Raw genomic sequence first — 14,465 nt, 5'->3', positions numbered from 1 at the left:
ACCGGGTGGGGCTCGCGCATGATCGCGCGCCCGTCCCGGTGGGGGCACAGCGTCGCCGGTCAGGTCTTCGCCCTCCAGGCGGTGATCGTGCTCCTGCTCATCGCCGCCGCCACGGTGGCCCTGGTGATCCAGGCCCGGTACGACAGCGAGCGCGACGCCCGCCACCGCTCGCTCGCCGCGGCCGAGGCCTTCGCGCACTCCCCCGGCCTCGCGTCGGAGCTGGGCACGGAGGATCCGACCATCCGGCTCCAGCCGCTGGCCGAGGCCGCCCGCCGGGGCTCGGGCGTCGACTTCATCGCCGTCATGACCACCGAAGGGGTCCGCTACACCGACTCGCGGCCCGAGTTGATCGGCCGGCGGGCCACCGGTGACCTCAGCCGCGCCGTCGCCGGGGAGGCCTTCATCGAGACCTTCAGGGGCGCCCCGAGCGACGCCGTCCGGGCCGTCGTCCCCGTGCGGAACGCCGAAGGCGCCGTCATCGGCCTGGTCGGCACCGGCATAGAGGTCGAGAACGTCTCCCAGGTGGTCGAGGGCCAGCTCCCGCTCCTGTTCGCCGCAGCGGCGGGCGCCCTGCTGCTGGGCACCGGCGGCGCCGCCCTGGTCAGCCGCCGGCTGCGGCGCCAGACCCGCGGCCTGGGCGCGGCCGAGATGAGCCGGATCAACGAGCACCACGAGGCCGTGCTGCACGCCGTGCGCGAGGGCGTGGTCATCATCGGCGCCGACCACCGGCTCGTGCTGGCCAACGACGAGGCCCGCCGGCTCCTGGGCCTGCCGTCCGAGGCCGAGGGCCGGCACGTCGTCGACCTCGGCCTCGACCCGCGCACCGCCGAGCTGCTCGCCTCCGGCCGGGTCGTGACGGACCACGTGCACCTGGCGGGCGACCGGCTGCTCGCGGTCAACGTACGGCCCACCAAGGAGTACCGGGGCATGCCCACGGGCAGCGTCGTGACCCTGCGCGACTCCACCGAGCTCGCCGCCCTCTCCGGCCGGGCCGAGGTGGCCCGCGGCCGGCTCCAGCTGCTCTACGACGCCGGCGTGCGGATCGGTACGACCCTGGACGTGGTGCGCACCGCCGAGGAGCTGTCGGAGGTCGCCGTCCCCCGGTTCGCGGACTTCGTCACGGTGGAGCTGCTGGAGCCGGTGCTGCACGGCGACGAGCCCTCACTCGTCACCGGCATCTACACGGAGATGCGCCGCGCGGCCATCTCCGGCATCCGCACCGACTCCCCGCTCCAGCCGGTCGGCGACATCATCCGCTTCGTGGTGCCGACGGCCCCGATGGCGGCGGCGCTGGACGCCGGGCACGCGGTGCTCGCGGCCGACCTGAACGCGGCCATGGGCTGGCGGGCGCAGGACGCGCAGGGCACCCGTGTGGCCCTCGACTACGGGCTGCACTCGCTGATCTCCGTACCCCTGCGGGCCCGGGGCGTGGTCCTGGGCATGGCCAACTTCTGGCGGGCCGACACCCCGGAGGCCTTCGACGAGGAGGACCGCTCCTTCGCGGCGGAGCTGGGGGCCCGCGCGGCCGTATCCATCGACAACGCCCGCCGCTTCACCCGCGAGCACGCGATGGCCGTGACGCTCCAGCGCAGCCTCCTGCCCCGGGTGCTGCCCGCGCAGAACGCGGTGACCGTCGCCTACCGCTACCTGCCCGCGAAGGCGGGGGTGGGCGGGGACTGGTTCGACGTGATCCCGCTGCCTGGCGGCCGGGTGGCCCTGGTCGTCGGCGACGTCGTCGGGCACGGGGTGCACGCCGCGGCCACCATGGGCCGGCTGCGGACCGCGGTGCACAACTTCTCCACCCTGGACCTGCCGCCCGACGAGCTGCTCGGCCACCTGGACGAGCTGATCAACCGGATCGACCAGAACGAGACCGGGATCGCGGGCCTGGGCGGCGCGGGCGGGGAGGGACCGGACGAGGAGGCCTCGGACGGGGTGGCCGAGTCGGCCGGGGTCACCGGTGCCACGTGCCTCTACGCGGTCTACGACCCGGTCTCCGGACGGTGTCTGATGGCAAGCGCCGGTCACCCCGGGCCCGCGCTGATTCCCCCCGACGGGGACGTCGAGTTCCCCGAGCTGCCGGCCGGACTGCCCCTGGGCGTCGGCGGCATGCCCTTCGAGGCCGCCGAGTTCACGCTCCCCGAGGGGAGCCGGCTGGTCCTGTTCACCGACGGCCTGGTGGAGGACCGCAACCGGGACTTCGACACCGGGCTGCACCTGCTGGGCGAGACGCTGGCCCGGCCGGGCCGCAGCCCCGAGCAGGCCTGTGCGGACGTGCTCGCCACGATGCTGTACCCGGTGCCGAGCGACGACATCGCCCTGCTGATCGCCGACACCCGGCGGCTGGAGGCCGAACGGATCGCCGAGTGGGAGGTACCCGGCGACCCCTCGGCCGTCTCCCGCGTGCGCAACGCGGGCGCGGCCCAGCTCGCCGCGTGGGGGCTGGAGCACATCTCGTTCACCACCGAGCTGATCCTCAGCGAGCTGATCACCAACGCCATCCGGTACGGGAGCGCGCCCGTGCGGGTACGTCTGCTGCGCGACCGCAGCCTCATCTGCGAGGTCTCCGACGGCAGCAGCACCTCACCGCACCTGCGGTACGCGGCCACCACCGACGAGGGCGGCCGCGGGCTGTTCCTGGTCGCCCAGTACGCCGACCGCTGGGGGACCCGCTACACCGAGCGCGGCAAGGTCATCTGGGCGGAGCTGCCGCTGACCGGGGGGCCGGAGCCGCAGGAGGCCGAGCCGCTGGACCTGGATGCGCTGGAGGACCTGGCCTGGTGAGCCGGCGGCCCCGGAGGGCCGCGGGAGGCGTCACACCTGCCGGGCGCGGGCCAGCAGCACCGCCACGTCGTCCTGCTGGGCGCACGGCAGCATCCGCCGCAGGATCCCGTCGCACAGCTCCTCCAGGGGCTGCTCCACCCGGCGCAGGGCCACCGCCAGCTGGGCCATGCCCTCGTCGAGGTCCCGGTCCCGGGCCTCGATCAGGCCGTCGGTGTAGAGCGCGAGGAGGGTTCCCGGAGGCAGTTCCACCTGCTCGGTGCGGAAGTCCCGGCCGCCCGTGCCCAGCGGGGTCCCGGGCGGGCCGTCGAGGAAGGTGATGTCCCCGTCGGGGGTGACCACGGCGGGCGGCGGATGGCCGGCGCGGGCGATCACGCAGACGCCGGACGCCGCGTCGTGGACGGCGTACACGCAGGTGGCCATCTCGTCCTCGCCCAGGTCGGCCACGACGGCGTCGAGCGAGCCGAGCATCTGCGCCGGCGGCACGTCGTGGCGCGCGAGGGTCCGTACCGCCGTCCGCAGCTGGCCCATGACGGCCGCCGCGTGGATCCCGTGGCCCATGACGTCCCCGATGACCAGACCGGTCCGGCCGCCGGGCAGCGGGATGGCGTCGAACCAGTCCCCGCCCACGTCGTGGTCGCTGGCGGGCAGGTAGCGCCCGGTGAGTTCGAGGCCGGGGACCTCGGGCAGCGCGCTGTTGGTGAGGCTGCGCTGGAGGGTCAGGGCGGCCTGGCGCTGCAGGGTGTACATCCGGGCGTTGTCGATGTTGAGGGCGGCGCGGGCGACCAGCTCGTCGACGAGGACGCAGTCCTGCTCGTCGAAGGGCTCCCGTTCGCGCGTGCGCGTGACGGCGACCGCGCCGAGCACCGTGCCACGGGCGACCAGCGGGATCAGCCGGGCGGAGCCCAGGGTGGCGAGGTAGGTGCGCAGGGCCTCGGCGCGCGGGGAGGTGATCAGGGCCGGGATGTCGGCGAGGTAGAGGTTCATGGGCCGCCCGTCGGCGATGACCTGCTCGTAGGTGGTGCCCTCGGGGATCTGGAAGGTCTGCCCGGCGGCGAGTTTCGCGGTGGGGGCGGTCGGGTCGGGGAACTGGGCTGCCAGGCGGCGCAGGACGCCGCGCGTGGAGGCCGCGGGGACCGGGCCCTCGTCGGGGCCCAGTACCGCCTCGAGCAGCTGTACGTCGGCCGAGTCCGCGAGCTGTGGCACCAGCACGTCCACGATCTCCTGGGCGGTCTGGTGGAGGTCCAGGGTGGTGCCGATGCGGGTGCCCGCCTCGGCGAGCAGGGCGAAGCGGTGCCGGGCCCGTTCGGCGTCGGCCTGGGCCTGCTGGCCCTCGGTGATGTCGATGAGCGAGGCGATCACGCCGAGGGCGCGGCCGGAGCCGTCCAGCAGCGGGGCGTAGGAGCAGGACCAGGTCCGGTCGTTCTCCGGGTCGGCTGGGGTCCGTCCGGTGCGGCGGACGTCGACGACGGCGGTGCCCCGTTCGAGGACCTGCCGCATCGTCGCCTCCAGCGCGACGGCGTTGACCCCGGGCACCACCTCGGTGAGCCGTTTGCCGAGGTGCTCGGCGGCGGAGACGCCGTTCATCCGGGCCAGGGCGTCGTTGACCCGGAGGAACCGCAGGTCGGTGCCGAGGGTGGCGAGGCCTATCGGCGACTGGGTGAAGAGGCTCTGGAGGGCGGCGAGCGAGTCGCGCATGTGGAGGACCTCGGAGGTCTCCACGGCGATGAGCATGGCCCCCGTGCGGCCCTGGGGGTCCACGGCGGGGACGATCCACATCTCCATCGCGACGCGGTGACCGTCGCGGTGGCGCACGGGCAGGGTGCCGACGACGGTCTCGCCGGACTGGACGCGCCGGGTCAGCTGGTCGGCGAGCTCGCGATTGGCCTCGGGGACGAGCACGGCGGCGCCGGGGAGGCCGATGATGTCCTCCGGGCGGTGCCCGAGCAGGTCCTGGGCGGCCAGCGACCACTCCACGATGCGCCCGTCGGCGTCCTCGCGCCACAGGGCGATCGGCAGCAGCTCGCGCAGTACGCCCGCGTACCCGACAGCCGCGATCGGCTGTTCCGGCACCTCGCTCGTCGACTGGTAAGTGTCCAACGCACCGACCTCACCCCGGGGGGCCTGATTCCTACCGAATCACCCTATCCGAGGCGTGGGCGCGGGGCTCTATGTCATACGGCGACCACGTCGACGGAGCCCACCGGGTTGCAGCCGTAGCCCCGGGCGTTCCACGGGGCGCGCGACGGCTGGGTCTCGCCGTGGCCGTCGGTGGCGCGGGACAGCAGCCGGTACGGTCCGGGCCGCTGCGGTGTCCACCGGTACGACCAGCCGGTCCAGCCGTAGGGGCCGGCGGGCGGTTCCAGCAGGGCCGCGTGCCAGCCCCGCTCGCGGTGGCGGTCGTCCTCGTACTCGTCCTCGTACTCGGCCCGCACTTCGACGTTCCGCAGCGGCTCCCCGTCGCCCGACCAGGCGCGGCCGCGGACGAGGGTCTCGTGGCCGCGGCGCACGGCCGTGTCCGGTTCGGGCTCGGTGATCAGCGACTTGACCCGCACGCTCGTCACCGGGCCCTCGGGGGTGCCGCGGGAGGCCTCGTAGAGGTACTCGCGGGCCTGGAAGACGCCGGTGAACGGCCGGGTCACGGCCCGCGCCCCGACCAGCCACTTCACGTCGGCGACCGCGTAGCGGCCGGGCACCACCAGCCGGACCGGGGCCCCGTGCTCGGGGGCGAGCGGCTCGCCGTTCATGCGGGTGACCAGGAGGGTGTCCGGGTGGAGGGCCACGGCGAGCGGGAGGCTGCGCTCGAAGGCCGTCCGCCGGCCGCCCACCGGGCCGGAGTCGGCTCCGGTGAAGACGATCTCCACGGCCGCGGGACGGATCAGGGCCCGGCCGGCGAGGGCCCGGAAGGGCACTCCGGCGAAGTGCGCGCAGCCCACCGCCTGCTGGCTCCACGGCAGGCCGGGCGGGCGGGGTGTCATCAGGCCGCGGCCGTTGCCCGCGCACTCCACCACGACGTCGAGTTCGCGGTGGTCCATCGCGAGCAGCTCTTCGTAGCCGATGGCGAAGGGGGCGGCCGCGGCGCCGCCGATCCGCAGCCGCCACCGGCCGGGTGCGGTCCGCGGGATGCCGAAGTGGTCGCGTACGAAGAAGGCGCCCACGGGAGTGACCGGTTCGGCCAGCGCGGCCGACGGCGTCTGGGCGTTGTACGGGTCGGCGGTGACCGTTTCGGGCGCCCAGACGGTGGCGCCGCGCCCTGGGCCACCTCGTGAAACCGGCCATGCGGTCATGGCTGCACCTTCCGTCGGGCTCGTGCCGAGCGCGACGCGGATCTCCTTACAGACTACGTCCGGACGGGGCCTGGAGGGCGGCGGCGGATCCGGACTGCTGGCGCGGGAACGTCCGGGGCCGGTCGGCCGTCTCGCCCGTCCGGAGGACGCCGGCGATGCCCCGGGCGAGGTCGGGGATCCGGTGCGCCGGGATGCCCGCGATGTTGATGCGCCCCGAGGTCGTGCCGTAGACGGCGTACTGCCTGCGCAGCAGGAGCATCTGGGGCGAGGTCAGCGGCAGCATCGAGAACATCCCCTTCTGCAGGGCGAGCGAGCGCGCCTGCTCCGCGCAGCCGAGCGCGCTCAGGTGGGCGATCAGATCGGCCCGGTTGTCCATGATCCGGCCCCGCATGACGTCCAGTTCCGCCCGCCAGGCAGCGCGCAGGCCGTCGTCCTCGAGGATCGTGGTCACGACGGCCGCGCCGTGCTCGGGCGGCATCGAGTACAGCGTCCGGGCGGCGTTCTGCAGGGCGGTCTCGGCGTGCCGGACGGCCTGGCCCGAGGCGCCGAGGACGATCGCGCAGCCGACGCGGTCGCTGTAGAGGCCGAAGTTCTTCGAGCAGCTGACCGCGATCAGCATTTCCGGGACGCGCGCCGCCAGCATCCGGGTGGCCAGCAGGTCGGCCTCCAGGCCGTCGCCGAGCCCGTGGTAAGCCAGGTCGACGAAGGGCACCCAGCCGCCGCGGACGGCGGACTCGGCGAGCGCCTCCCAGTCGTCCAGCAGCGGGTCCACGCCGGTGGGATTGTGGCAGCAGCCCTGGAGCAGGACGACGTCGTCCCGCTGTGCGTCCCGCAGTTCCCGCAGCACGCCGGCCGTGTCGAAGCCGCCCTCGGCGTCGCGCCAGCCGTAGGTGCGCACGCGCAGCCCGGCGGCCTCCAGGATGGGGCGGTGGTTGACGTAGGCCGGATCGCTGATCCACACCGTGGTCCCGGGGCGGGTCCGGCAGATCAGGTCGGCCAGCAGCCGCAGCGCGCCGGAGCCCGCGACGGTCTGGACGGCCGTGGCCCGGTCGGTCGGTCCGCTCGCGCCCAGGACCAGCTTCAGCAGGGAGCGGTTGAAGGCGGCGTTGCCGGAGAGCCCGCGGTATTCCTTGGAGTCGGAGCGCTCCGCCAGGCGGATCTCGGCCTCGCGCACGGCGGTCATGACGGGTGTGGTCCCCGTCTGGTCCCGGTAGACGCCGAGGACGAGGTTCAGCCGTTCGGGCCGCTCGTCGCTGCCGAACTCGTAGGTCAGGTCCCACAGCGGGTCGGTGGGCGGCGGGGGGAGGAGCTCAAGCATCTGCGGGAACCTTGGGTCGTGGGCGGCGGTTGGCGAGGACGACGCCGGCGGTGATGAGGGGTACGCCGACGAGCACGGCGAGGGTCGGTGTCTCGCCCAGCAGCGGGACGGCGAGCAGGACGACGGCGACGGGGCTGAGGCTGCCGACGACGGCGCTGCGCTCGGCGCCGAGCCGGCGGATGGCGAAGGCGTACAGCAGGCCGGCGCACAGTCCGACCCCCAGCCCCTGGACGACGAAGAAGAGCGCGATGTCGCTGCCCTCGGCGTGCGCGATGCCGGTCGGGAGGACCCCGGTGAGGACCAGGGCCCCGATCACCGCGAAGGAGGGCAGGCACAGCAGGCCGATCGATCCGACGGGATCGAGGTCCACCTCCCGCAGTCCCACCGTGTAGAGGGCCCACAGCCCGCTGGCCACCAGGAGGGTGCCGGCGCCGGCGAGTACGCCGGTGTCCACCGGGACGACGTAGCGCCAGACGAGGGCGGCCACGCCGGCCGCGATCAGCACGAGTCCGGCCGCCTGCGTTCCCCGGGGGACGCCGTGGCCGCGGCGGATCATGATGAGGGAGACGAAGAGCGGGACCATGCCGGGGACGATGGAGCCGACGAAGGCGGCGGAGGTCAGGGCGCCGCCGTGCATGGCGGCGAGGAAGAAGGGCACCCCCGCACCGCAAATGATCTTCACGGCGGGGCCGGGCCGCACCGCGGCGAGGGCGCGACGGCGCCGCCACAGGGCGGGGAACAGGACGACGAGCGGGACGCCGAACCGCAGCAGCCCGGCGTCGGCGGGGAGCAGCGAGGAACCGCTCAGGGCCCGGGCACTGAGCGCGAAGGCCGCCCAGATCGACACGGTGACCAGCAGGGCCAGCATGCCCTCGGCCTGGGGGGAGAGCCCGCGCCGGCCGGGGTGTCCGGCCCGCGGGCCCGCCGCATCGGGAGGCAGGGTCGCCCGGGTGGTGTGCGTCGCGACCAAGGAAATGCTCCAGCCTCTGAGACCCGGACCGATCCGGTCCGTGCGGGGCAACGGTAGGGCTTCGGCCGGGGCAGGCGATTGCCACTTCTGTCTCTCGGACATACGTTTGGGGCAGAATCTGCCAAGGAGTGGTCATGGACGCAGTCGATCTGCAGATCATCAGGGAATTGCAGGCCGACGGGCGCCTGTCCAACCAGGACCTCGCCGACCGCGTCCGGCTGTCCCCGTCGCCCTGCCTGCGCCGGGTACGCCGGCTGGAGGAGGCGGGCCTGATCCGCGGCTACACGGCCATGGTCGACCAGGTCGCCTTCGGGCTCCCGGTCACCGTCTTCGTGCGGATCCGCCTGGAACGCCACACGGCGGAGGCGGTGCGGCTGTTCGAGGAGCACGTCGCGGTCATCGAGCACATCCAGGACTGCTACCTGATGGCGGGCAGCAGCGACTACCTGCTGCGGGTCGTCATCGAGGACCTGGAAGCCTACGAGTCCCTGGTGCGCCACCGGATCCACGCCATCCCCGGCATCGCCTCGATCGAATCGAGCTTCGCGTTCGGCAGCGTCAAGCAGTCCCGGACCTATCCGCGTCCCGCCCCGGGCGCGGCGAGGCGATCGGCGCGCTGACGGGTCCGCGTCCGCGTACGGCTCAGCCGCAGGCTTCCAGCGCAGCCTGGAAGACCTCGAACGCGGCCGCGTCGAAGAGCACGAACCGCACCTCCTGCACCTCGGTGCGGGCCGCGCGCACGGTCTCCACCGCGATCCGCGCCCCGTCGTCCAGCGGCCAGCCGTAGATGCCGGTGGAGATGGCCGGGAAGGCGACCGTACGGGCGCCCAGCTCGTCGGCGACCCGCAGCGATTCGCGGTAGCAGGAGGCCAGCAGCTCCGAGCGGTCCTCGTCGCGCGACCAGACCGGGCCCACCGTGTGGATGACGTGCCCGGCGGCGAGCCGCCCGGCCGTGGTCGCGACGGCCCGGCCCGTCGCCAGGCCCTTGCCGTAGTGCGACCGCCGCAGGTCCTGGCAGGCCGCGAGGATCTCCGGGCCGCCGCGCCGGTGGATGGCGCCGTCCACCCCGCCGCCGCCGAGCAGGGAGGAGTTCGCGGCGTTGACGATCGCGTCGGCCTTCTCGGCGGTGATGTCGCCGAGGACCAGGGTGATGACGGCCATCAGGAGTCCCTCCTCAGGTGGCGCCAGACCGCCTTGGCGGCGTTGTGCCCGGACATGCCGTGCACGCCCGGGCCCGGCGGGGTCGCCGAGGAGCACAGGAAGACCGCCGGGTGGGCCGTCGTGTACGGGGAGAGGGAGAGCTTGGGGCGCAGCAGGAGCTGGAGTCCCGAGGCGGCTCCGCAGGCGATGTCCCCGCCCACGTAGTTGGGGTTGCGGGCGGCGAGCTGGGGCGGGCCCGCCGTGGCCCGGGCGAGGACCAGGTCGCGGAAGCCCGGGGCGAAGCGCTCCAGTTGGGACTCGACGGCCTCGGTGAGGTCGCCGTCCCAGCCCGCGGGGACGTGTCCGTACGCCCAGAACACGTGCTTGCCCTCGGGCGCCCGGCCGGGGTCGACCAGGCTGGGCTGCGCCGTGATGAGGAAGGGGCTGCGCGGGGCCCGGCCGCCCGAGGCGAGCTGCAGGGCGGCGTCGATGTCCCGGGCGCGCGGGCCGATCTGGACGGTGCCGGCGCGGCGCGGCTCCTCGGCCGTCCACGGGACCGGGCCGTCCAGCGCGTAGTCGAGCTTGAACACCGAGGCGCCGTACCGGTAGCCGTCGTACGCGCGTCCCAGGCGGGCGATCCGGGCCAGCGCGGTCGGCGAGGTGTCGAAGACGTAGGTGCGGGCGGGCGGGAGGTCGTCGAGCCGCTTGACCTCGAATCCGGTGTGGAGGGTGCCGCCGAGGTCGCGCAGGTATCCGGCGAGGGCGTCGGAGACGGACTGCGAGCCGCCGCGCGGCATCGGCCAGCCGTTCGCGTGCGCGGCCAGCGCGAAGACCAGGCCGACGGCGCTGGTGGCGATCCCGCCGAGGGGGGCGATGACGTGGGCCACGAGGCCCGCGAACAGCGCCCGGGCCCGTTCGTCGCGGAAGCGGCTCAGGAGCCAGGTGGAGGGCGGCAGTCCGGCGAGCCCGAAGCGGGCGAGGGTGAGCGGATCCCGGGGCAGCGCGGTGCTCGGCAGGGACATGAAGTCCCGGGCCAGGGTGTCCCATTTGCCGAGGAACGGCCCGACCAGGCGCCGGTAGGTTCCCGCGTCGCGGGGGCCGAGGGACGCCGCCGTCTCCGCGACCGAGCGGGACAGGACGGCGGCCGTGCCGTCGTCGAAGGGGTGCGCCATGGGCAGCGGGGCGTGCAGCCACTCCAGCCCGTACTGCTTCAGCGGCATCGTGGCGAAGACCGGCGAGCCGATGCCGAGCGGGTGCACCGCCGAGCAGGGGTCGTGCCGGAAGCCGGGGAGGGTGAGCTCCTCGGTCCGGGCGCCGCCGCCGACCGTGTCGGCGGCTTCGAAAACGGCCACCGAGAAGCCGCGCCGGGCCAGTTCGACGGCGGCGGTGAGCCCGTTCGGTCCCGCCCCCACCACGACCACATCGAGAATCGACGGCACTTGCGACTCCTTCGTCTCCGGCGGCGCCTGCGCCCCCAGGATATTCCGCCGCGCACGGCGGCCCGGACACCCCTCACCCGCTCAGGCGCCCCTGAGCAGCTCCCGGATGCGTACGGCGGTGGCCTCGTCGCGCCCGACCGCGAACGGCAGCGCGTTGTCCCGGTCCACCCGGAAGGGGACCCCGTCGACCGTGCTCTGCGAACCGCCGGCCTCGTCGACCAGCAGCAGTCCGGCCGCGTGGTCCCAGGCCGAGGGCCAGGTGAAGGCCAGGCCGTCCATCTCGCCGCGGGCCACCTTCAGGTACTCCAGGCCCGCCGAACCGCACGGCCGGGCCGCGACCCCCGGCACGTCCAGGCGGGCCAGCGTCCGCTTGTTCTCGTCGCTGGTGTAGAGCGGGTGGGCGATGGCGACCCGCAGTGCGGCGCCGGGCTCCGGCGAACCGCTGTGGATCCGCTCGCCGTTGACGTACGCGCCCTGCCCGCGCACGGCGGTCGCCAGCTCCTCCAGCGCCGGGGCGAAGGTCCAGGAGGCGAGGATCTCCCCGTGCCGGGCCAGGGCGACCAGGGTGCAGAAGGCGGGGTCGCCGTTCACGAACTGACGGGTACCGTCGACGGGGTCGACGATCCACACCGGGGCGTCGTCGCGCAGCGCCGCGTACACCCCGGGGTCGGCGTGCACGGCCTCCTCGCCGACCACGGCGGAGCCGGGCAGCAACCGCGTCAGGGCGGCCGTGAGGTGCTCCTCGGCCTTGCGGTCGGCCACGGTCACCAGGTCGTGCGGGCCGCTCTTCTCGTCGACCTCGTGCTCGGCGAGCTGCCTGAATCTCGGCATGATCTCGATCGCCGCCGCCTTGCGGACGGCCTCTTCCACATCGGACAGGCCATGGGCCAGGAACTCATCGATCATGCCCCCAGCAAAGCACGCCCGACCGACAAACCCCACCGCCGATGCGGACGGGCACCCGGACACCGGGTGACCGTGAGCTGAACCGCCCCCGGGAAGGCCCGTAGGGCACGGGCTCAGCCGGCGAGGGGGAACATCGACCTCCGCCTGCCCTCCGGCGAGGTCAGCCACTCCAGCTTCTCGGCCGTGCCGGTGCCCGGCATCGGGGTGTGGAGCACGATCGCCAGGTCGGGGCGGGCCGGCACGCGCAGCTGCGTCGCCTCCATGTGCAGCGTGCCGGTGACCGGATGCTCGATCTGCTTCTCGGTCTGCCCGCCGGGCCGTACGTCCCCCCGCTCCCACAGCTCGGCGAACTCCGGGCTGAGCTCCCGCGCCTCCTCGATCACGGCCCGGAAGCCCTCGTCGTTCGGGCTCTCCGAGCAGGCGGCCCGGAACTGGGCCACCACCAGGCATGCGATCTCCGCCCAGTGCGGCGACCGGGACCGGTAGATGGGGTCGGTGAAGAAGGCGATCAGGCAGTTCTGCACGATCTCGGGGCGCATTCCGAAGACCAGCGCGGCCGCGTCGTTGTACATCACGGTGTTCCAGTACCGGTCCATGATGTGCGCGGGAAACGGCATCCACGCCTCGATCAGCCGCCTCAGGCCGTCGCACATGCCCCGGTCGGCCGGGGCGACCTCCAGGGCGGGCGGATTGAGCCCCGCGAGCACGTACAGGTGCCGGCGCTCTGCGCTGGTCAGCTTCAGCACCCGGCCCACAGCGTCCAGGACCTGCGAGGACACCGTGATGGCGCGGCCCTGCTCCAGCCACTGGTACCAGGAGGCCCCGACCCCGGCGAGCACGGCGACCTCCTCGCGGCGCAGGCCCGGGGTGCGCCGGCGGGCTCCGCCGTCGGGCAGTCCGGCCTCGGTCGGGGTGATCCTGGCGCGTCTGCTCATCAGGAACTCGCGCAGTTCGGTGCGCCGGTGTTCCTCGGTCGCTGTGGCCACAAACTCCCCCTGTTCGGCTGCCTGGTGCTGCCGCCAACAGGATAAGTTCCCACTCTGCACGGGCATTCCCGGGCCACGAAGGTGGTGGCCATGGCGATCGACACACAGACACCGACCACCGGGCCGCTCCCGGCGGCCTCCCCGAACGAGCGGCTCTCCGGCCGGGCCCGGCTCGTTCTCTTCGTCCTCTGCGCCGCCCAGTTCATGGTGGCGCTCGACTTCTCCGTACTGAACGTGGCCCTGCCGGTGCTCGGCGAGGACCTGGGGCTCGGCCGGTCGGCCCTCCAGTGGGCCATCACCGCCTTCGCCCTGCCGTCCGGCGGCTTCCTGCTCCTCTTCGGGCGGGTCGCCGACCTGTACGGCCGCAGGAAGCTCTTCCTCACCGGCCTCGTGGTCTTCGGCGCGGCCTCCCTGCTCGCGACCCTCGCCTGGGACCCGGCCTCCTTCCTGACCGGGCGCGCCCTGCAGGGGCTGGGCGCGGCGATCATCGTGCCCACCGGCATGTCCCTGCTGACCACGACCTTCCCGGAGGGCCCGCTGCGCGAAAGGGCGCTCGGCATCTCCGGCACTCTGCTGTCCCTCGGCTTCACCGTCGGCATGGTGCTCGGCGGTGTCATGACCGACACCCTGGGCTGGCGCTCCACGATGGGCCTGCTGGCGGTCGCCGCGGTGGTCGTGCTGGCCCTCGCGCCGGGGCTGCTGACGGAGTCGCGCACCACGGAGCGGCCGCGGCTGGACGTGCCCGGGGCCGTCACCGTCACCGGCGGTCTGCTCGCGCTGATCTACTCCCTGTCGACCGCGGCCCAGCGCGGGTTCGGGGACCCGGACGTCTGGGGCACGCTGGTGCTCGGACTCGTCCTGCTGGCGGCGTTCGTGGTGGTGGAGTCGAAGTCCCCGGCCCCGCTGGTCTCCCTGCCGATGCTGAGGCGGCGCACGGTCGCCTGGGGCAATGCCGGCGGTCTGGTGACGTTCTCGATGATGACGACGGTCGTGTTCGTCCTGACGCTCTACCTCCAGGAGACGCTGGAGCTGTCGTCCTTCCGCACGGGTCTGGTCTTCGGCGTCCAGGGCGTCGCCTCGGTCGTCGCGGGGTCGTACGCCGCGAAGGTCATCGGCCGCTTCGGCGCCCGCCGCACCCTGGTCGGCTCGCTGCTCGGTCAGGGCCTGCTGGGCGCCGCGCTGCTGGGCGTGGGCGCGGAGTCGGGCGCCCTGCTGGCGACGGTGGCCGTCTCGCTGGCCAGCATGTGCCACCTCGGCGCGATCATCTCGTACGGGGTCGTGGTGACGAGCGGTGTCCCCGACGAGCAGCAGGGCCTCGCGACCGGCCTGGTCACCACCACCCAGCAGATCGGCCTCACCATCGGCATCCCGCTGCTGGGTGTGCTGGCCACCACGCAGGCCTCGCTCTTCGACGGGGTGCGGACGGTCCTGGCGGTCGACGCGGTGCTCGTGATCGCGGCGGCGGTCCTGGTGGGCATCGGCCTGGGCCGCGGGAAGGCGTAGCTCGTGGCCCCGCTGCGTCTCCGCCGGATCCTCGCCGCACCACCGCGCATGCCGGGAGAGCCGAACCGTCCGACGGCGCAGGCCGCCTCCCCCGCCCGGGCGGTGGCCCTGGTGGGGGAGGCGGCCTGCGGTGGT

11 protein-coding genes are annotated in these 14,465 nt (G+C 74.0%); 3 read left to right on the top strand and 8 right to left on the bottom strand.

Annotation, left to right across the window (positions count from 1 at the left end; genetic code table 11):
* Nucleotides 1–18 precede the first annotated feature (18 nt).
* Complete coding sequence (locus ACGFZK_RS05395) at nucleotides 19–2,784, top strand: SpoIIE family protein phosphatase (RefSeq protein ID WP_393847506.1); 2,766 nt, start codon at nucleotides 19–21, stop codon at nucleotides 2,782–2,784.
* Between the two features lie 30 nt (nucleotides 2,785–2,814).
* On the opposite strand, the gene ACGFZK_RS05390 is transcribed toward ACGFZK_RS05395, so the two are convergent.
* The 4 genes from ACGFZK_RS05390 to ACGFZK_RS05375 all read right to left on the bottom strand — a co-directional run bounded on the left by ACGFZK_RS05390 (nucleotide 2,815) and on the right by ACGFZK_RS05375 (nucleotide 8,356).
* Nucleotides 2,815–4,881 (bottom strand): SpoIIE family protein phosphatase, encoded by a 2,067-nt coding sequence (locus tag ACGFZK_RS05390; protein ID WP_393847505.1) that lies wholly within the window; start codon nucleotides 4,879–4,881, stop codon nucleotides 2,815–2,817.
* A 74-nt stretch (nucleotides 4,882–4,955) separates the two neighbouring features.
* A complete protein-coding gene (locus ACGFZK_RS05385) occupies nucleotides 4,956–6,068 on the bottom strand; it encodes a molybdopterin-dependent oxidoreductase (RefSeq protein ID WP_393847504.1) in 1,113 nt (370 codons plus the stop codon).
* Nucleotides 6,069–6,114: 46 nt separating this feature from the next.
* Nucleotides 6,115–7,386, bottom strand: a complete 1,272-nt coding sequence (locus ACGFZK_RS05380; protein ID WP_393847503.1) for an aromatic amino acid transaminase — start codon at nucleotides 7,384–7,386, stop codon at nucleotides 6,115–6,117.
* Complete coding sequence (locus ACGFZK_RS05375) at nucleotides 7,379–8,356, bottom strand: DMT family transporter (protein ID WP_393847502.1); 978 nt, start codon at nucleotides 8,354–8,356, stop codon at nucleotides 7,379–7,381. Before ACGFZK_RS05375 ends, ACGFZK_RS05380 begins: the two co-directional genes overlap by 8 nt.
* Nucleotides 8,357–8,490: 134 nt before the next feature.
* On the opposite strand from ACGFZK_RS05375, the gene ACGFZK_RS05370 reads away from it, so the two are divergent.
* Complete coding sequence (locus tag ACGFZK_RS05370; protein ID WP_393847501.1) at nucleotides 8,491–8,976, top strand: Lrp/AsnC family transcriptional regulator; 486 nt, start codon at nucleotides 8,491–8,493, stop codon at nucleotides 8,974–8,976.
* A gap of 22 nt (nucleotides 8,977–8,998) precedes the next feature.
* On the opposite strand, the gene ACGFZK_RS05365 is transcribed toward ACGFZK_RS05370, so the two are convergent.
* The 4 genes from ACGFZK_RS05365 to ACGFZK_RS05350 form a co-directional block, all read right to left on the bottom strand.
* Complete coding sequence (locus tag ACGFZK_RS05365; RefSeq protein ID WP_393847500.1) at nucleotides 8,999–9,517, bottom strand: O-acetyl-ADP-ribose deacetylase; 519 nt, start codon at nucleotides 9,515–9,517, stop codon at nucleotides 8,999–9,001.
* Nucleotides 9,517–10,935 (bottom strand): phytoene desaturase family protein, encoded by a 1,419-nt coding sequence (locus tag ACGFZK_RS05360; RefSeq protein WP_393847499.1) that lies wholly within the window; start codon nucleotides 10,933–10,935, stop codon nucleotides 9,517–9,519. The genes ACGFZK_RS05365 and ACGFZK_RS05360 overlap by 1 nt, the downstream gene beginning before the upstream one ends.
* A gap of 81 nt (nucleotides 10,936–11,016) precedes the next feature.
* Complete coding sequence (locus ACGFZK_RS05355; RefSeq protein ID WP_393847498.1) at nucleotides 11,017–11,841, bottom strand: inositol monophosphatase family protein; 825 nt, start codon at nucleotides 11,839–11,841, stop codon at nucleotides 11,017–11,019.
* 113 nt (nucleotides 11,842–11,954) lie between these two features.
* Nucleotides 11,955–12,776, bottom strand: coding sequence for a helix-turn-helix transcriptional regulator (locus ACGFZK_RS05350; RefSeq protein WP_393847863.1), 822 nt, complete (start codon nucleotides 12,774–12,776; stop codon nucleotides 11,955–11,957).
* A gap of 141 nt (nucleotides 12,777–12,917) precedes the next feature.
* On the opposite strand from ACGFZK_RS05350, the gene ACGFZK_RS05345 reads away from it, so the two are divergent.
* Entirely contained in the window at nucleotides 12,918–14,330 is a 1,413-nt protein-coding gene (locus ACGFZK_RS05345; protein ID WP_393847497.1) for an MFS transporter, read from the top strand.
* Nucleotides 14,331–14,465: the final 135 nt, after the last annotated feature.

It is taken from the genome of Streptomyces sp. NPDC048257, assembly GCF_043201855.1.
Classification (GTDB): domain Bacteria; phylum Actinomycetota; class Actinomycetes; order Streptomycetales; family Streptomycetaceae; genus Streptomyces.
Note: the sequence above shows the minus strand (reverse complement) of the source record. Positions and strands in the feature narration are given on the sequence as shown.